16 protein-coding genes and 1 riboswitch are annotated in these 18,227 nt (G+C 53.9%); of the genes, 9 read left to right on the forward strand and 7 right to left on the reverse strand.

Annotation, left to right across the window (positions count from 1 at the left end; genetic code table 11):
- Positions 1–50: 50 nt before the first annotated feature.
- Complete coding sequence (locus ACQG1Y_RS15115) at positions 51–1,358, forward strand: RbtT/DalT/CsbX family MFS transporter (RefSeq protein WP_023304097.1); 1,308 nt, start codon at positions 51–53, stop codon at positions 1,356–1,358.
- A gap of 54 nt (positions 1,359–1,412) precedes the next feature.
- On the opposite strand, the gene fbaB is transcribed toward ACQG1Y_RS15115, so the two are convergent.
- On the reverse strand, positions 1,413–2,465 hold the full coding sequence (gene fbaB, locus ACQG1Y_RS15120) for a class I fructose-bisphosphate aldolase (protein ID WP_015572352.1): 1,053 nt from the start codon (positions 2,463–2,465) through the stop codon (positions 1,413–1,415).
- Between the two features lie 248 nt (positions 2,466–2,713).
- Between fbaB and ACQG1Y_RS15125 the strand changes: the two genes are divergently transcribed.
- The 3 genes from ACQG1Y_RS15125 to ACQG1Y_RS15135 are packed head-to-tail and all read left to right on the forward strand — an operon-like array spanning position 2,714 to position 5,942.
- Positions 2,714–3,991: a nucleoside permease gene (locus tag ACQG1Y_RS15125; protein ID WP_003859236.1), complete on the forward strand. Its 1,278-nt coding sequence runs from the start codon at positions 2,714–2,716 to the stop codon at positions 3,989–3,991.
- Positions 3,988–4,992, forward strand: coding sequence for an ADP-ribosylglycohydrolase family protein (locus ACQG1Y_RS15130; protein ID WP_015572351.1), 1,005 nt, complete (start codon positions 3,988–3,990; stop codon positions 4,990–4,992). Before ACQG1Y_RS15125 ends, ACQG1Y_RS15130 begins: the two co-directional genes overlap by 4 nt.
- A complete protein-coding gene (locus ACQG1Y_RS15135) occupies positions 4,989–5,942 on the forward strand; it encodes a PfkB family carbohydrate kinase (protein WP_368740643.1) in 954 nt (317 codons plus the stop codon). Before ACQG1Y_RS15130 ends, ACQG1Y_RS15135 begins: the two co-directional genes overlap by 4 nt.
- Here ACQG1Y_RS15135 and ACQG1Y_RS15140 read toward each other — a convergent pair.
- The 3 genes from ACQG1Y_RS15140 to thiM are packed head-to-tail and all read right to left on the reverse strand — an operon-like array spanning position 5,916 to position 8,272.
- Positions 5,916–6,662, reverse strand: a complete 747-nt coding sequence (locus ACQG1Y_RS15140; protein ID WP_003859242.1) for a GntR family transcriptional regulator — start codon at positions 6,660–6,662, stop codon at positions 5,916–5,918. The two genes, ACQG1Y_RS15135 and ACQG1Y_RS15140, sit on opposite strands and share 27 nt — an antisense overlap.
- Before the next feature lie 42 nt (positions 6,663–6,704).
- Positions 6,705–7,505 (reverse strand): bifunctional hydroxymethylpyrimidine kinase/phosphomethylpyrimidine kinase, encoded by an 801-nt coding sequence (thiD, locus tag ACQG1Y_RS15145; protein WP_017383356.1) that lies wholly within the window; start codon positions 7,503–7,505, stop codon positions 6,705–6,707.
- Entirely contained in the window at positions 7,502–8,272 is a 771-nt protein-coding gene (gene thiM / locus ACQG1Y_RS15150; RefSeq protein WP_017693063.1) for a hydroxyethylthiazole kinase, read from the reverse strand. The genes thiD and thiM overlap by 4 nt, the downstream gene beginning before the upstream one ends.
- Before the next feature lie 35 nt (positions 8,273–8,307).
- Positions 8,308–8,404: riboswitch (TPP riboswitch) on the reverse strand.
- Positions 8,405–9,152: 748 nt separating this feature from the next.
- On the opposite strand from thiM, the gene ACQG1Y_RS15155 reads away from it, so the two are divergent.
- The 5 genes from ACQG1Y_RS15155 (at position 9,153) to ACQG1Y_RS15175 (ending at position 14,311) form a co-directional block, all read left to right on the forward strand.
- Complete coding sequence (locus ACQG1Y_RS15155; protein ID WP_050515891.1) at positions 9,153–10,271, forward strand: YadA C-terminal domain-containing protein; 1,119 nt, start codon at positions 9,153–9,155, stop codon at positions 10,269–10,271.
- A gap of 196 nt (positions 10,272–10,467) precedes the next feature.
- Positions 10,468–10,692, forward strand: coding sequence for a hypothetical protein (locus ACQG1Y_RS15160; RefSeq protein ID WP_071524132.1), 225 nt, complete (start codon positions 10,468–10,470; stop codon positions 10,690–10,692).
- Between the two features lie 8 nt (positions 10,693–10,700).
- Complete coding sequence (locus ACQG1Y_RS15165) at positions 10,701–11,138, forward strand: hypothetical protein (protein WP_033487338.1); 438 nt, start codon at positions 10,701–10,703, stop codon at positions 11,136–11,138.
- Between the two features lie 311 nt (positions 11,139–11,449).
- On the forward strand, positions 11,450–12,826 hold the full coding sequence (locus ACQG1Y_RS15170) for a diaminobutyrate--2-oxoglutarate transaminase (RefSeq protein WP_015572345.1): 1,377 nt from the start codon (positions 11,450–11,452) through the stop codon (positions 12,824–12,826).
- Positions 12,827–12,844: 18 nt separating this feature from the next.
- The gene (locus ACQG1Y_RS15175) at positions 12,845–14,311 is read left to right on the forward strand and encodes a pyridoxal phosphate-dependent decarboxylase family protein (RefSeq protein ID WP_033487339.1); all 1,467 of its coding nucleotides are present in this window, start codon (positions 12,845–12,847) and stop codon (positions 14,309–14,311) included.
- A gap of 44 nt (positions 14,312–14,355) precedes the next feature.
- Here the strand turns inward: ACQG1Y_RS15175 and ACQG1Y_RS15180 are convergent, their stop codons facing one another.
- Genes ACQG1Y_RS15180 through ACQG1Y_RS15190 form a run of 3 tightly spaced genes read right to left on the reverse strand, consistent with a single transcriptional unit; the run spans position 14,356 to position 18,142 of the window.
- Positions 14,356–16,554 (reverse strand): polysaccharide biosynthesis tyrosine autokinase, encoded by a 2,199-nt coding sequence (locus tag ACQG1Y_RS15180; RefSeq protein ID WP_126495656.1) that lies wholly within the window; start codon positions 16,552–16,554, stop codon positions 14,356–14,358.
- A complete protein-coding gene (locus ACQG1Y_RS15185) occupies positions 16,554–17,003 on the reverse strand; it encodes a protein tyrosine phosphatase (protein ID WP_349402396.1) in 450 nt (149 codons plus the stop codon). Before ACQG1Y_RS15185 ends, ACQG1Y_RS15180 begins: the two co-directional genes overlap by 1 nt.
- Positions 17,003–18,142 carry a polysaccharide export protein gene (locus tag ACQG1Y_RS15190; protein ID WP_032654252.1) on the reverse strand — a complete coding sequence of 380 codons (1,140 nt, stop codon included), beginning with the start codon at positions 18,140–18,142 and terminating at the stop codon, positions 17,003–17,005. Before ACQG1Y_RS15190 ends, ACQG1Y_RS15185 begins: the two co-directional genes overlap by 1 nt.
- Positions 18,143–18,227: the final 85 nt, after the last annotated feature.

Raw genomic sequence — 18,227 nt, forward strand, 5'->3', positions numbered from 1 at the left:
CCGGAATATTTCCGGTGTGGGCTTACCTTTACGCTACAAACGAGGTCAATATGTCCGAAATAAATAAACAGTGGCTGGGATTGCCGCTGAACCTGCTATGGGGATATCTGGCGATCGCGGTCTTTATGACGGGTGACGGTTTCGAGCTGGCATTCCTGTCGCACTATATTAAATCACTGGGCTTCACGCCTGCTGAAGCCTCTTTCGCCTTCACGCTCTACGGTCTCGCGGCGGCGCTCTCCGCGTGGATCTCCGGCGTGGTGGCTGAAATCATCACCCCGCAAAAAACCATGCTGATTGGCTTCGTCCTGTGGTGCGTTTTCCACGTCCTGTTTCTCGTTTTTGGTCTGGGTCAGGCAAATTACGCATTAATTCTGCTGTTCTATGGGATCCGCGGCCTGGCCTACCCGTTATTTTTGTACGCCTTCATCGTGGTCATTATTCATAATGTGCGTAGCGATAAATCCAGCTCGGCGCTGGGCTGGTACTGGGCGGTTTATTCCGTAGGTATTGGCGTGGCGGGCAGTTATATTCCGAGCTTTACCATTCCGCACATCGGGGAGATGGGCACCCTGTGGCTGGCACTGGCGTTTTGTCTGGCGGGGGGAGTCATCGCCATGGTATCCCTGCGCAGCGTCAAAACCCCAACGCACATGCATAATCTCTCCACCCGGGAAAAATTCGCCGAGCTGGGCCGTGCGGCGACGCTGCTCTACACCAACCGCAGTATTCTGCTCTCCAGCATGGTGCGTATCATCAACACCCTCTCCTTGTTCGGGTTTGCCGTCATTATGCCGATGATGTTTGTTGACGAACTGGGCTTCACCACCTCCGAGTGGCTTCAGGTCTGGGCGGTATTCTTCTTCACCACCATCTTCTCGAACGTCTTCTGGGGCGTGGTGGCGGAAAAAATGGGCTGGATGCGGGTGGTGCGCTGGTTTGGCTGCATCGGGATGGCGCTCTCGAGCCTGGCGTTTTACTACATTCCGCAGCACTTCGGGCATAACTTTGCCATGGCGCTGGTCCCGGCCATCGCGCTGGGGATTTTTGTGGCGGCCTTCGTACCGATGGCGGCGGTGTTCCCGGCGCTGGAGCCGCGGCACAAGGGGGCGGCGATTTCGGTGTATAACCTGTCAGCCGGTCTGTCTAACTTCCTTGCGCCGGCGATTGCCGTGGTGCTGCTGCCCTGGTTCAGCACGCTCGGCGTGGTCATCGCCTATACGGTGCTTTATCTGCTGGCTTTTGTTCTGTGTGCCTTTATCCGCGTCACGCAGCCGGGCTTAGAAAAAGCAAATAGCAGCAAGAGAGGGATGGCGGGTCTGCTGAATACTCCTCATCCTGAAACGCTGAAGGAGTAAGCGAGAGAACTTTCCTGCCGGGTCACGCTTATCCCGGCAGGAAGATGCGTGCGATTAGGCAATCGTCACTTTATTGTCCAGATAGACATCCTGAACCGCATTAATCAGCTTCACGCCGTCGGCCATGGATTTTTTAAACGCTTTGCGGCCCAGGATCAGCCCCATTCCGCCGGCGCGTTTGTTAATCACCGCCGTGCGCACCGCGTCGGTCAGATCGGTTTCACCGCCTGCTGCACCGCCGGAGTTAATCAGCCCGGCGCGGCCCATGTAGCAGTTAGCCAGCTGGTAGCGCACCAGATCGATAGGGTTGTCGCTGGTCAGCTTGCTGTAGACGCGGTCGTCGGTATAGCCAAAGTTCACCGCTTTATACCCGCCGTTATTCTCGGCCATTTTCTGTTTCACGATGTCCGCGCCGATGGTTGCCGCCAGGTGATTTGCCTGACCGGTCAGATCCGCTGATACGTGGTAATCCACGCCGTCTTTCTTAAACGCGTTGTTACGCAGATAGGCCCACAATACGGTCACCATCCCCAGCTCGTGCGCGCGCTCAAACGCGGCAGAGATCTCTTCTATCTGCCGACGCGACTGCTCAGAGCCAAAATAGATAGTCGCCCCGACCGCGACCGCACCCATGTTGAAGGCCTGTTCGACGCTGGCGTACAGTGTCTGGTCGTATTCGGTTGGGTAGCTCAGGGTTTCGTTGTGATTCAGCTTGACGAGGAATGGAATGCGGTGAGCATAGCGGCGGGAAACGGAGGCCAGCACGCCATACGTCGATGCCACACAGTTACAGCCCGCTTCAATCGCCAGCTCGACAATGTTTTTCGGGTCAAAGTAGAGCGGGTTAGCAGCAAACGACGCTCCCGCCGAGTGCTCTACGCCCTGATCAACGGGCAGAATGGAGAGATAGCCGGTCCCGCCCAGACGACCGGTATTGTAAAGCGTCTGCATGTTTCGCAGTACGGCAGGCGGACGGTTGTTGTCGACCATGACGCGGTCTACGTAATCATGGCCAGGCAGATAAAGCTGGTCGGCTGGAATGGTCATACAACGATGCTGTAAAAGGCTGTCGGCGTCTTTGCCAAGCAGTTGCGCAATATCAGTCATAGTGATGCTCCCGTAAGTCCGACATGATGTCGGAGCGTGTGATCCAAGCCCACGTTTTTGCAGGCAGACTAAGCCTGGTACCGACTTAACCTATTTTCCACCATTTGCAACTTTTTTAAGCACAATCTGCTGGCTCGTTTCGTGTACAACATTTTTGTTACACTGATCAAACAATCGCCTTAAAGGTATTTAAAAGGTATTATCACATGGTATGTTACATGCGTACCTCTGACATGCAGGATTAAAAAATGAAAACGAAAGTCCAACTGTCATTCATGATGTTCGTTGAATGGTTTATCTGGGGCGCATGGTTTGTGCCGCTGTGGCTGTGGCTGAGTAAGAGCGGGTTTACCGCCGGGGAAATTGGCTGGTCGTACGCCTGTACCGCGATTGCCGCGATCCTCTCTCCCATCCTTGTCGGCTCGCTGACGGACCGTTTCTTCGCCGCCCAGAAAGTGCTGGCCGTGCTGATGTTCGCTGGCGCGATTCTGATGTATTTCGCAGCACAGCAAACCCAGTTCAGCACCTTCTTCCCGCTGCTGCTGGCCTACTCCCTGACCTATATGCCGACCATCGCGCTGACCAACAGCATCGCCTTTGCGAACGTCGATGACGTGGAGGCTGATTTCCCGCGCATCCGCGTGATGGGCACCATCGGCTGGATTGCCTCCGGCCTGGCGTGCGGCTTCCTGCCGCAGATGATGGGCTATAGCGACATCTCTGACACCAATATCCCGCTGCTGATGACCGCTGCCAGCTCCCTTCTGCTTGGCGTCTTCGCGCTGTTCCTGCCGAATACCCCGCCGAAGAGTACCGGCAAGCTGGATTTCAAAGTGATGCTGGGGCTGGATGCGCTGATCCTGCTGCGCGATAAAAACTTCCTGGTGTTCTTCTTCTGCTCGTTCCTGTTTGCCATGCCGCTGGCCTTCTACTATATCTTTGCCAACGGCTATCTCACCGAAGTGGGGATGAAAAACGCCACCGGCTGGATGACCCTCGGCCAGTTCTCTGAAATCTTCTTCATGCTCGCTCTGCCATTCTTTACCAAACGCTTTGGTATTAAGAAGGTCTTGCTGCTGGGCCTGATCACCGCCGCCATTCGCTACGGTTTCTTTGTTTACGGCGGCGCCGAGCAATACTTCACCTACGCCCTGCTGTTCCTCGGCATTCTGCTGCACGGCGTAAGCTATGACTTCTATTACGTCACCGCGTACATCTACGTGGATAAAAAAGCGCCCGTGCACATGCGCAACGCGGCGCAGGGCTTGATCACGCTGTGCTGTCAGGGCTTTGGTAGCCTGCTGGGTTACCGTCTCGGCGGCGTGATGATGGAAAAAATGTTCGCATATAAAGAGCCGGTGAATGGGCTGACCTTCAACTGGGCCGGAATGTGGACGTTTGGTGCAATCATGATTGTGGTGATTGCCGTACTGTTTATGCTGTTTTTCCGCGAATCGGATAAAGAGATCACCGCAATTGAGGTGGTTGATGGCGATACCGCGCTGACACGAGGGGAAGTTAAATGAAACAAGACCGTATTCTCGGTGCTCTTTACGGGCAGGCGTTAGGGGATGCGATGGGGATGCCGTCGGAGCTGTGGCCGCGCAAGCGGGTGAAAGCGCACTTCGGCTGGATCGACCGTTTCTTACCCGGCCCGGCTGAGAATAATGCCGCCTGTTACTTTAAGCAGGCCGAATTTACGGATGATACATCGATGGCGCTGTGCCTGGCCGACGCGATTATCGAATGCGACGGGGAAATTAACCCTGACGTTATCGGTAAGCATATTCTGGACTGGGCGCTGGATTTTGACGCGTTCAATAAGAATGTGCTCGGCCCGACCTCCAAAATTGCCCTGAACGCCATCCGTGACGGCAAGCCGGTGAGCCAGCTGGAAAACAACGGCGTCACCAACGGGGCGGCGATGCGCGCCTCCCCGCTGGGATGCCTCCTGCCAGCCACGCGTCTGGCGCACTTCGTGGAACAGGTTGCGTTAGCCTCCAGCCCGACCCATAAATCGGATCTCGCCATCGCCGGTGCGGTGGTGATCGCCTGGGCGGTTTCACGCGCTATCGACGGCGAGCGCTGGCATCACATCGCCGATGCCCTGCCGGGTATTGCCCGTGCGGCGCAGGAGGCGAACACGACCACCTTCAGCGCATCGCTTTCCGCTCGTATTGAGCTGGCCCTGAAAACCGTGCGCGAAGCCAACGGTACCGAGTCCGCCAGCGAGCAGATCTATCAGCTTATTGGCGCGGGCACGAGCACCCTTGAGTCCGTTCCGGCGGCGATTGCGATGGTCGAACTCGCGGGTACCGATCCGAACCGCTGCGCGGTGTTATGCGCCAACCTGGGCGGTGATACTGACACTATCGGCGCGATGGCAACGGCCATCTGCGGCGCGCTGCACGGTGTACAGGCCATTGATCCGGCACTCAAAAACGAACTTGATGCCGTAAACCGGCTCGATTTCGGCCACTACTGCGAAAAACTGCTGCACTTCCGGGAGCAAAGGGAGGGCGTATGAGTGCTTTTGCCCGCCGTCTCGAAACCCTTCACGCCACGCGCCCCGTAACGGTACTCGGCGCGGCGGTTATCGACGTGATTGCCGACGCCTACGCCCTGCCCTGGCGCGGGTGTGATATCGAGCTGAAGCAACAGGGAGTGAATATTGGCGGCTGCGCGCTGAATATCGCCATCGCCCTGAAGCGGCTCGGCATTGCTGCGCAAAACGCCCTTCCCGTCGGCCACGGCGTGTGGGCCGATATTATCCGTAACGCCATGGCGAAGCAGGATCTGCACAGCGCCGTGGAAGCGGAAACGGGCGATAACGGCTGGTGCCTGGCGCTGGTGGAGCCTGACGGTGAACGGACCTTTATGTCGTTTAGCGGCGTGGAGAACCAGTGGCAGCAGCGCTGGCTGGACGGGTTAAGCGTGCCGGCAGGGAGCCTGATCTCTTTGTCCGGCTACCAGCTGGCGTCCCCCAGCGGTGAGCTGCTGACGGCCTGGCTGGAAAGTCTTCAGGATGCGACGCTCTTAATCGATTTCGGTCCGCGCATCGCGGATATTCCCGACCCGCTGATGGCGCGGATCATGGCCTGCAAACCAATCGTCTCGCTCAATCGTCAGGAGGCGGAACTTGCCGCCGAATGGCTTGGCGTAAACGTGGAAGAGCTCGGCACACGGTGGCAGCAGAGGTTTGGCGCTGCGCTGATCGTACGCCATGATAAAGACGGGGCGGTCTGGTACGACGGTGACGCTTCCGGACACGTTCCGGCGTTTCCTGCTACCGTGGTCGATACCATCGGCGCGGGTGACAGCCATGCGGGAGGTACCCTTGCCGGGCTGGCCGCGGGATGGTCACTGCCAGAGGCGGTGCAGCTTGGCAATGCCGTAGCCGCCTGGGTAGTCAGCCATCGCGGTGGCGACTGCGCGCCCACGCGCGAGGTCCTACTCCTCGCACACAAAGACGTATAGGTCGCTGCGGCAGTAGCTGATGCTGTACTCAATTGGCCGGTGCTGTTGATCGAGCGCGACTTGCTTGATCACCAGCACCGGTATCTTATCGTCCATCTTGATATGCGCCTGAAACTCGCTGTCCGGCATCCGGGCGCTGACGCGGGAACGGGTGCGCTGCGGAAAGATATTCTGGCTGCGGAAGTAATCGTAAAGCGAGACGCCGATGTCGTCCGGATTGGGGATTAATCCTACCGGTACCCAGGACTCCTCTATTGATACCGCATCGTCATCCACGTAGCGGATGCGCTTAAGCAGAAATACATCGCTGTCCGGCGCAAGGGAAAGGTGGCGGGCGATCTCCTCCGGACATTTCACGACGCGTTTATTAACCCACAGCGTGTTGGGCGTTTTGCCCCGCAGCACCACCTGCTGAGAAAACCCGCGCGCCTCTTTTAGCGAATATTCAAAGATATTGTTGATTTGCGTACCGTATCCACGCGCGCGGGTGACGACGCCGGCCTCTTCCAGCGCCTGCATCGCTTTACGCACCGTAATGCGCGACACACCGGCCAGCTGGCTCAGATCGCGCTCGCCCGGCAAAATATTACCGTGCGCGAGCACGCCGCTGCGTACCGCGTTTTTAACCGTTTCGGCAAATTTCAGGTACAACGGCGTGTTGTCCGGTGCGGCAATTCGTTCCTTGAGTTGAGCAATTAACCGGGTATGCGCTTGTTCCATCTCTGTTTTTCTCTGGCATAAGGTTTTACGCCAGTATACGGCTTACCACCATGCATGAAAATGGTGAACCGGCCCAATACCGTGACCCACTTCCAGAGAATCGGCTTTTGCCAGCGCGCACGAGAGCCAGATCTTCGCCTCCTGCACCGTATCCGCCCAGTTCGCGTTTCGGGGACGCAGCGCCGCCAGCGCCGCCGAGAGCGTACATCCCGTGCCGTGGGTGTTTTTGGTCTGTACCCGCGGGGCAGTGAAACGTTGAGCGCCATCGCGGGTGAAGAGCCAGTCCGGGCTTTCTGCATCATCAAGATGACCGCCTTTCATCAGCACCGCGCTGCATCCCATCGCCAGCAGCGCATTGCCCTGCTCTTTCATCTCACGTTCGTTTTGCGCGTGTGACGCATCCAGCAGCGCGGCGGCTTCAGGGAGGTTTGGCGTGATCAGCGCCACCTGCGGCAGCAGCTTTTTACGCAGGGTGTCGACGGCAGAGGCGGAGAGCAACGGATCGCCGCTTTTGGCCAGCATCACGGTATCGAGCACCACGTTTTTTATCTGATAACGTTTGAGACGTTCAGCGACCGCTTCAACAATGTCCGCCTCTGCAAGCATGCCGATTTTGGTGGTGTCGATGCGTACATCGCTGAATACCGAATCCAGCTGTGCGGCGACAAAATCCGGCTCAATACGATATACCGACTGTACACCGCGCGTGTTTTGCGCCACCAGCGCGGTGATAACCGAGCATCCGTAAGCGCCGAGCGCAGAGAAGGTTTTCAGGTCTGCCTGGATCCCCGCTCCGCCGCTGGGATCGGTTCCCGCAATAGTCAAGGCATTAATGCGTGTCATACCAGCTCCTCCAGCGCGTAAAGCGCATCCAGAAACGCCGGGGCAAAGCTGCCGGGGCCCCGGCTGTGAGTCAGTGCAGCTGACCCTGCGCGCTTCATAAAGCCGCAGGCTGCCGTCGCATTATCAAGCCTGTCGCCAGGCAGCGAACAGCAGGCGGCGACGACCGCCGAGAGCGCACAGCCTGTTCCCACCACGCGGGTCATCAGCGGGTCGCCGCCCGCGACCGTACGGGTTCGCTGACCATCAGTGATGTGATCCACTTCTCCTGTGACGACCACAACGGCGTGGGTCTGGCGGGCGAGCGTCTGCGCAGCGGTCAACGCGCTCGCTGCCGTATCGGTGGAATCAACCCCGCGCCCGCCCGCACTCATTCCGGCAAGGGCGAGGATTTCGGAGGCGTTTCCACGAATGGCCGCAGGTTTAAGGGACAATATTTGCTGGCAAAATCGGGTGCGGTACGCCAGCGCGCCAACCGCAACCGGATCCAGAACCCAGGGCGTACCCGCGGCTACCGCGCTCTCAATGGCCCGACGCATCGACTGGGCGCGCGGCGCGGTGAGTGTACCCACGTTGATGAGCAGAGCATCGGCAAGCGCGGCAAACTGTTCCGCTTCCTCGGCTTCGATCACCATTGCCGGGGAAGCACCCAGCGCGAGCAAAACGTTGGCGGTGAAGGTCTGCACGACATCGTTGGTCATACAGTGCGTGAGCGGGGAACGGGTTCGGAATTGATGTAAAACGTGTGAGTCGAGCAGGTCAGGCTGCATGGTTTCGCTCCTGCCGTGCGTGAAGAAGCGATGACCGGGTAGGCATCTGACTTCCCTACGCTGGCATTATCCAGATCAGGTAATACGGGTATTTCTCAGCCTTCACAAAGAAGGGCACCCCGAGTCAAATTAATTACAATACAATCAGTTACATAAAAAGAATATGTAGGTACTTAGTGTAACCGTGGCCATAGGCAGGGCGCAAGATGTTTCGTTTTATCAAAGCAGGTATTACACCTGAAATCCGCAAACTATATAAAGAATGTCTTCTTTAACTCCCCTGTTCTGAATCTCACCAGGTACAACATATATAGCCACATAATACTGACAGTAACTATCTCAACAATTATGAAAAAGAGAACCCTTCGCCTGATCATCATTCTGCACACCAGACGCCCAGCTTTTCCAACACCCTCCCATTTAAAACTTACGTTACGTTCTCCTGATACTTTTCTGGTTTTTTTTCACCTCAAAACTTACTGATTCAATGTAAACTTTCAGTTTCACACACTAATACTTTCAAATGAAATCATATCCCAAAACTAACAAACGAGTACATTTAAAGAACATTAAAATAAAATTGAAATAAAATTTTATTTTTATCATCAAGTTAAATATAGAGACTAAAACAATCATCAGCAACCTTTTGTTTTTAATAGAAAAAAAAATAAAACACACGTACCTTATCCACTTTTAATCATTCAAATAAATCTTGATTTAAATCAATATTTTTAGGTGCAAAATAACTATAGTTCAGCAATGAAATTAAATAAATACAAAAACCCTTAAATACTTAAACTTACCCGTTTTGCTCTGCACAACCAAACGTAAGCCATAACGCTAATGTGATTTTTTCTTTCTAATGATGTGAGCCTTTTAAATGAAATTCTTCAACAAAGCAGTAATCGCTGTCATTGGTACTCTGTTTGCCAGTATCGTTGATAATGCTAATGCTGCGTCTGCTGTTCTGTATGATCAAAATAACCCTGCTTCAGGTTTTCACCTTAATGGTACAGATAACCGTGTATATGATTTAGATGTTGTTGAGAGTGATAATAATCGCCAGGCTATCCAGATTTACAACCTGCAAGGCGATCGCGAAAAACTGCAATCCTCAATTGATTCCACTAATACTAACGTAGCGGGTAATACGTCATTACTGAACCAGACGATTACTAATGTGAATAACATCAATGCAGATCTGCAAGCTAACAAAACTTTGTTAAGCACCGGCATTACTACCGCTCAAATCAGCGCTAATGATGCTGATAGCACCGCTCATACTGCGTTAGCTGCTGCTGGAAATGCTCAAATCACCGCAGACAACAATGCAAAAAATATTGCTGTCGTGGCAGATCAAACACGTATCAATAGCGGGTTAATTAGTATTAACGATACCCGTATCACTGCACTTGAGAATGCACCAGTGCCGAAAGATGGTATTGATGGTAAAGAAGGTGCAAAAGGTGATGCAGGTGCTCAAGGGATTCAGGGTGTAGCAGGTGCTATCGGGGCTGAAGGTAAACCCGGAGCTAAAGGCAATGATGGTAAAGATGGTGCTGATGGTAAAGACGGTAAAAACGGTGTAACAACAATCATCACGAAGAAAGAAGTTGATACAGCTACTATCAACAAAATTAAATTACTCAATACTCAAACAGCGGCACAAGCTGCTGACCTGAAAGCCACTCAACATGTTTTTGCCCAAGCACAATCTTCAAGCAATGCTCAATTCAAAAGCCTGCAAAATGAAGTTGACGAGAACAAGAAAGAAGCGCGTAGCGGCGTTGCCTCTGCTATCGCTCTCGCTTCCATGCCACAAGTAGAGAAAGAGCAATCTGTAATGTTCTCCGCCGGTGTGGGGTCATTTAAGAATGAGCAAGCTATCAGCGCAGGAGCATCTTTCCATGCAGGTGAACACGCTGTAATCAAGGCTGGTATAAGTGATTCTACAAACAGCGATCTTGCTATGGGTGCAGGCATCGGTATTGGCTTTTAAATCAAAAGCCTAAAACCTCTATAATATTACTTGTATAACTTAACAACTATTCGACGTCACACTTTTATTCATTAAACAGAACATGCTCAAACATATTTTTATTTCAGCTGCCCTGTACGTGATGCTCATTTCAATCGGGATCTGGATCGGCATGATGTACGTTTCTTATTATTTGTGTCGTTTTTAAGGCGATAAAATGAAAAAATTAATGATATTAGTCATAAGTACTGCCGTGCTTACAGGTTGTGTCTCGCCTGAGCAACGCATCGCAAATTGCACTGCGAAAGGGGTCAGTTACGATACCTGCTATCTTTCTGAACAACAAAGGCAACAAGGCATCAACAATGCGTCACTCTCTGCTGCATATGCAAATGCCGCTCGTGCGGCGGACGCTAATCAAAAACATCACCACCATAATTAAGGGTATTTATGAAAACTAAATTTACGCTGTTGGCGTTACTTTTCTCTGTGGTGGTGACGCCTGCGCACGCCATAAACGCCCATTATCGCGCGCAATTAGAGCGTTCGGGATGCACGCAAATTAGCGCTGGCGATGGCTCTTGCGATATCAGCAAAACCAAAGCGGAAAATGCGGCACAACACGAACCAACGACATCCGTTCACGATCCCCTGCGTGAAGCCTCGTTCTCGTCGGATACGGTAAACGCCACGCTTTCTAACGGCTTCTTTAGCGCCACCGTAAACGGCAAAAAAGCCAGCGTTAAACGTCTGAATGCGAATTTCTATGAGATCCGTGGTAATGGTTTTGTGATATCGCTAAGCCTGGATGAAAACGGTATTACGGACGCGTCGTGGAATAAAACGAAGGGACGTGAACACGGTATTTTACGCGTTAGCCAGAAATAAACAGCGTAAGGAGGCTCACTGCCTCCTTTTCACCTGACAATCGCACGATTTGTCACACTCTTTTGTCTGATTTTACAATGCGGATAAATCATACGTAAGCTGCTGTTTTTATTTAGCATAAAGTGCAATCTCCCCCATACAAACGGCGATCTTCCCTGCCCTGTGCCCTGTGTCACAAAACAGTAAGCAAATTAACCATTGAGCCCGGTGACAAAAGGCTCTATATTGGCGGCGTTTTTTTCAGGCCCCATCTGTTTTTTAACTTTTTATTCAATCGTTGCTCATAACGAAGCGGCGGTTGTAGGAGTGATATGATGACGGATAAAGTCCGTATTGACACCGTAGATGCCCACAAAAGCAACGAAACCTATCTGGCCCGTCAGGCCGAATTTGAATCTAACGTCAGGAGTTATCCGCGCAAATTGCCTTTAGCGATTACGAAAGCAGAAGGCGTGTGGATCACCGATGCAGATAATAAAGAATACCTTGACTGTTTAGCAGGCGCAGGCACCCTCGCGCTTGGACACAATCATCCTGATGTGCTGAAAAGCATCCAAAATGTCATTACCAGCGGCTTGCCGTTACATACCCTGGATCTGACCACGCCGTTGAAAGACGCGTTTTCAGAATACCTGCTCTCTCTGTTGCCTGGTCAGGGCAAAGAGTACTGCCTGCAATTCACTGGCCCGTCCGGGGCTGATGCCGTTGAAGCGGCGCTGAAGCTGGCGAAAAAAGTGACCGGTCGTAGCGGTATCATCAGTTTCTCTGGTGGTTACCACGGTATGACCCACGGCGCACTGTCCGTCACCGGCAACCTGTCTCCGAAAGAAGCGGTTGACGGTATGATGCCAGAAGTCCAGTTCATGCCTTACCCACACGAGTATCGTTGCCCACTGGGTATCGGTGGTGAAGCGGGCGTGAAGGCGCTGACCTACTACTTCGAAAATCTGATTAACGACGTCGAAAGCGGCGTGCGTAAACCTGCCGCGGTGATCCTCGAAGCCGTTCAGGGTGAAGGTGGCGTGAACCCGGCGCCTGTTGAGTGGTTGCAGCGCATCCGTAAAGTCACTCAGGAACACGGTATCCTGCTGATCCTCGACGAAGTCCAGGCTGGCTTTGCCCGTACCGGTAAATTCTTTGCCTTCGAACACGCTGGCATTGAGCCAGACATCATCGTGATGTCTAAAGCAGTCGGTGGCGGTCTGCCGCTGGCCGTGCTCGGTATCAAAAAGCAGTTCGATGCATGGGCGCCAGGTCACCATACCGGTACTTTCCGCGGCAACCAGCTGGCGATGGCTACCGGTCTGACCACGCTGAAGATCCTGAAAGACCAGAACATCGCGGGCAAAGTAGCCGCACAGGGCGAATGGCTGAAAGGCCAGCTGAAAGAGATGGCGAAACGCTATCCGGTGATCGGCCACGTTCGCGGTCTGGGCATGATGATCGGTATTGAAATCGTTAAGCCACATGAAGCCGCCGATCACATGGGTTGCTTCCCGGGCGATGGCGAGCTGTCTGCACTGATCCAGAAGAAATGCTTCGAAGCCGGCCTGATTCTGGAGCGTGGCGGCCGTAACGGTATCGTTCTGCGTCTGCTGCCTTCTCTGCTTATCAGCGATGACGAGCTGAAAGTCTTCCTGGATAAATTCGAGCAGGCACTGCTTGCTGCGGGCGTTAGCCCGGCATAACAGGAGTTGTTGAATACGATGTCTGATTCAAACCCAATTTTGTTCTCCTCTGCGCAGAGCATTGAAGCTTACCAGCAGGCGATTGAACAAAGCACTCAGGCTGTGATGCAGTGGCTGAAACAGCCTGAGATGTACCAGGGCAAAACGGTCGCAGAGCTGCGCGACCGTATTAAGCTGGATTTCAACCCGAAAGGGCTGGGCAACGAAGCGGCGATCGAACGCGCCGTGGAGTTCTTCCTGAAAGACAGTTTGTCCGTTCATCACCCGCAGTGCGTGGCGCACCTGCACTGCCCAAGCCTGGTGGTTAGCCAGGCGGCGGAAGTGCTGATCAACGCCAGTAACCAGAGTATGGACTCCTGGGATCAAAGCCCGTCCGCAACCATCATTGAGATCAAACTGATCGAATGGCTGCGTACCCGCGTGGGTTATCAGGCTGGCGACGCAGGCGTCTTCACCAGCGGCGGCACCCAGAGTAACCTGATGGGGCTGATGCTGGCGCGTGACGCGTTCTTTGCGCGTCAGGGCCACTCGGTTCAGCAGGACGGTCTGACAGGCGATCTGCGTAAGATCCGCGTGCTGTGTTCGGAAAATGCCCACTTCTCCGTGCAGAAAAACATGGCGCTGATGGGTCTGGGCTACCAGTCCGTGGTGCAGGTGAAAACTGACGAATTCTCCCGCATGGATCTCACCGATCTGGCGGCGAAAATCGAACAGTGCAACGCGAACGGCGAGCAGATCCTGGCGATTGTGGCCACGGCCGGTACGACCGATGCGGGTGCTATCGATCCGCTGCGTGCTATTGCTGAGCTGGCTGCGAAACAGAATATCTGGGTGCACGTTGATGCGGCCTGGGGCGGCGCGCTGCTGATGTCTGAGCAGTATCGTCACTACCTGGACGGTATCGAGCTCGTGGATTCCGTCACCCTGGACTTCCACAAGCAGTTCTTCCAGACCATCAGCTGCGGTGCGTTCCTGCTGAAAGAAGCGCGTCACTATGAACTGATGCGCTATCAGGCGGCCTATCTGAACTCTGAGTTCGATGAAGAAGCGGGTGTACCTAACCTGGTCTCCAAATCTCTGCAAACCACGCGCCGTTTCGACGCGCTGAAACTGTGGATGAGCCTGGAAGCGCTGGGTCAGGAGCAATACGCGGCAATCATCGATCACGGCGTGACGCTGGCACAGCAGGTTGCGGCTTACGTGAAAGAGCAGTCTGCTCTGGAACTGGTGATGCAACCCCAGCTGGCAAGCGTGCTGTTCCGATTCCGTCCGCAGGCGCAGATGGATGACGCCGGTATTGCCCTGCTGAACCAGAAAATTGGCGATGCGCTGCTGGAGTCTGGCCGTGCAAACGTCGGTGTGACCGAGCATAACGGTATCACCTGCCTGAAGCTGACCCTGCTGAACCCAACCGTGACGCTGGAGGACGTAAAAATCCTGCTGTCTCTGGTTGAGCGTACCGCGCAGGAAGTGATGGCGAAGTAATACTTATCCCTCTCCCACCCGGGAGAGGGATTGTTTTTCCCGCGCTAACGCCTTTCCCCTTTTTTCCTCGAAGCATAACCGTATTCATACTGGCTGTACCCCGAGCTGTAATACAGCGCTGCGGATTTAACAATATCGTTGAGGATTGTGCCGCTGACCTTCACGCCGACGTGCTGTAACCGTTTAACGGTATTCTCCATCTCTTTCACGCTGGTTTTATCGAAACGGGCAACCATTAGCGTTGTTCCGGCTGCTCTGGCGACCAGCGCGGCATCGGTGACGGCCAGGACCGGCGGTGTATCAATGATGACGATGTCATATTGCTCGTTAACCCAGGACATGACGGAAAGGAATCGTTCGCTTAACAGCAATTCTAACGGGCGCAGGGGGTCCGGGCCGCAGGTGATGACGTCAATTCCCCCTTTTTCAGCATGCTGAATGACCTCCGCTAAGTCGCGTTTCCCTTCGAGCAGGCAGGACAATCCGTGGCGGTTCTCCAGACCAAAAATATTATGAACATAGCCCTGGCGCATATCCGCATCAATAAACAGCACCCGCTGACCGCTCTGCCCGGCGATGGCCGCCAGATTCGTCGCCACCAGCGTTTTTCCGCAGTCCTGCGTGGGGCCAGAAATCATCACAATGCGGTTCTCAGCCTCCATCATGGTGAAATGCAGACTGGTCCGCAGCCCGCGCACCGCTTCAACAAACATATCGGCAGGGCGATCGACGGGCAGGAAAGGCACATCCGAGGTTTTGTGTTTCCAGCGACGAGAAAACGGATTTTTTCTGCGCAACTGCGTTTTACTCCACAGCCACTGTGAACGTGGCAACGTAGCCAGAACCGGCATCCCCTGCGCTTCCAGCTGTTCGGAAAGCGTGATCCCACGTTTGAACGCCTGACGTACCAGCACGGTCCCCATTGAGAGCATTAGCCCGAACAGCGCGCCAAGAACGATGATTAACGCTTTACGCGGCTTTATCGGGTCCGGCAGCGTAACAGCCTCATCAATGATCCTCACGTTTCCGACAGCGCTGGAGCGGGAAATATTCAGCTCCTGCTGGCGCGTCAATAGCTGTAAATAAATCGTGCGACCCGACTCAACATCGCGGCTCAGGCGTAAAATCTCCTGCTGCGTGGAGGGCATAGCTGACACACGGTTATTGAGACGCTCCCGTTCCCGCTCAAGGGTCTGTCTCTTTTCATGCAATGCACGATAGGTAGGGTGACTCTTTTTAAAGAGCTGGGAGATCTCTGCCTCCCGGAACGTCAGCTCATTTAGCTGATTCTCAACGTTAACAACCTGATCCAGGACAGATTTTGCCTCCAGAGACAGGTCCACCGAGTCTCGCTGCGCCCGGTAGGCATTCAGCCGCGCTTCTGCCTGATCAAGGTCCGCGCTGATTTTCGGCAACTGCGCCTGTAAAAAATCCAGACTACGAGAATCCTGAGCCTCCTGGCGCGCGATATTTTGCTGGAGATAATTTTCAGCAATTGCATTCAGCACCCGGGCGATGCTGTCAGGGTCTTCGCCCGTCAGGGTTAAGGTCACGATACCGCTCTGTTTCTCCGATTCTGCAACCGTGAGACGCTTCTTCAGCGCGTTGATCGTCTCAAGCCGCGTCAACGACTTAAGCGAAAATTGCGTGCCTGGCTCAGCCTCAATCGACGTCACCAGCAGAACGATCCCTTGCGTAACCAGCGTTTTCCCAACCTGGCCGTCGGCCTCAATGTTTTCGCCCGTCAGGTGATATTTTCCCGCTTCCTGTACGGTCAGCGTGAGCTCTTGCGCGTTGCCTTCCACCTGCGGGATCTGGAGTTCGCCTAACGTGATTTTGCCCTGCTCACGCCCTTGCAGACGCTGCCAGAGACGCCCCACCACAGGCAAAACGCGCTGCTTTGCCTGCTGTGTCAGAGCTAATTTATCAACGGTCTCGCCGAGGATCATGCGGGATTTCAGCAGTAAAATTTCAGGGGCAACATCCGGCGACACATCGGTGCCCAGCTGGCTCAAACCTTTGAGCAGGTTGTTATCGTGTTTGTTTTCAATTTGCACCATGGCATCCGCCTGATAAACAGGTGGCGCAATCCAGGCATAGAGACCGGCGCACAGGATGAACAGGAGCGTCACGCACAGAATCATCGTGCAGTGGTCGATCATCTCGACGAGCAAACGAACGAGATCGACTTCATGTTGTTGGGGTGCCGCTGCACCATAATTGTCTGTTGTGTAAGACGACATTAATGCTTCATTCCTTTCTGACCTAAACGACGTGCCCATTCCTGACTGGCTTTACCCAATAGCCCAAACACATATTCAAACGCTTCCCGGCTTTGACGGTAGGGATCGGGGATCTCCTGCGGCTCCAGCCATTGCCCAAAAAGCAGCGACTTTCCTCGAAACTCCGGCGCCATGGCCGCAATGAAGCGAAGATGTTCCGGCTCCATAACCAGGATAAGATCGGATCCCTGCATCAAATTGCGTGTCAGCCTGCGCGCCACATGACCGTCGAGGGAAATCCCATGCCGCCAGGCTACGTCCTGGGCGCTGTCATCCGCCGGGCACCCTTCAAGCCCGAATATGCCCGCCGAGGCGATATATCTGTCGGGCAGGTGCTGGCGCAAAAGCCGCTCCCCAATCGGAGAACGGCAGACATTTCCGGTGCAAACCACGAGTATTGATTTGAACATTATTGCGGCCACGATCTGATGTAACGAACCGTTTCGGTAAGGTCATGCACCCCGCTGATGGTCGGAACAAGCTGTGATATCACGCGATTCCAGCGGGACAGTGGTGCAGTGGTGACATAGACAATGTCATAGGGCTCAAGCTGAAACTCGGTGCCTAACACCATGGCTGATGCGTCCTGAGCATTGAGCTGGTAGAGGTTGGCAATTATTTCTGAACGCTCGCTTTTCGGCAGCGAACGAATGACAAAAATTCCGGTGGCATCGGCCATATTCTGGTTCAGCCCACCGGCATTGCCCAGCGCTTCCGCCAGGGTCATGCCGCTGCGATCCATTTTCAGCGTGCTCTGTTTAACGACCTCGCCCATGACGAACACTTTCAGCGCATCGTTACGGGGGACAAACAGAATATCGCCGGGATAGAGCAGCTTATTTTGCGTGAGATCGCCATGCTGCATCAGCGCATATAGCGAGAGGCGCGTGTCCTTCCCATTATGCGTCAGCACGACATTGCGCCAGTCCGCGTCGGCAGAGAGCCCCCCAGCGGCGTTTACGGCATCCATGACCGTTAACGGGATATTGGTAATAGCCTGCTGCCCTGACTTCACCACCTCGCCCGTCACATAGGCTTTTTGTGAGCGAAAAGAGGCGACGCTGACATCCACCTGCGGGCTTTCAATAACATTGTTCAGCCGGGCCGTGATCTCCTCGCGTACCCGTGCGACCGTTTTGCCAGCCACCGGCAATTTACCGACATAGGGATAGAAAAGCGTGCCGTCGGCATTGACCCAATTACCGGTGTCACTGGCGCTACGATACTGCCCTGCCGGGGTTGTCAGTTCAGGGTGATCCCAGACGGTGACGGTTAGAATATCCCCAACGCCGATACGGTATTCCCAGTTTTTGACCTGTTCATCCAGATTAGGATTTGCCTGAGATTTCAAAACCGATGGTCGCATTTTTTCAATTAACGAAGGCGTAAGAGGATAAACATCAATCCGTTTCTCAAGACGATCATTTGCATCTTCTGCGGCAATTATCTTTTTCCCAGCGAGATCGAGATGCTGGCCAGGGTAAAATACGCAGCCAGATAAGGGGGTAATAATTAAAAATAATATCGATACAACTGTTGTGTTTTTCATTTATTACACAATATCTTTTATAGTAGTGATTATCGTATACAGGATAAAACAGTAACATTTCACTCAAGCACAAGTTGCTGTTATT

Source organism: Enterobacter cloacae complex sp. 397G4 (assembly GCF_050031515.1).
In the GTDB taxonomy this organism is placed as follows: Bacteria; Pseudomonadota; Gammaproteobacteria; order Enterobacterales; family Enterobacteriaceae; genus Enterobacter; species Enterobacter hormaechei_C.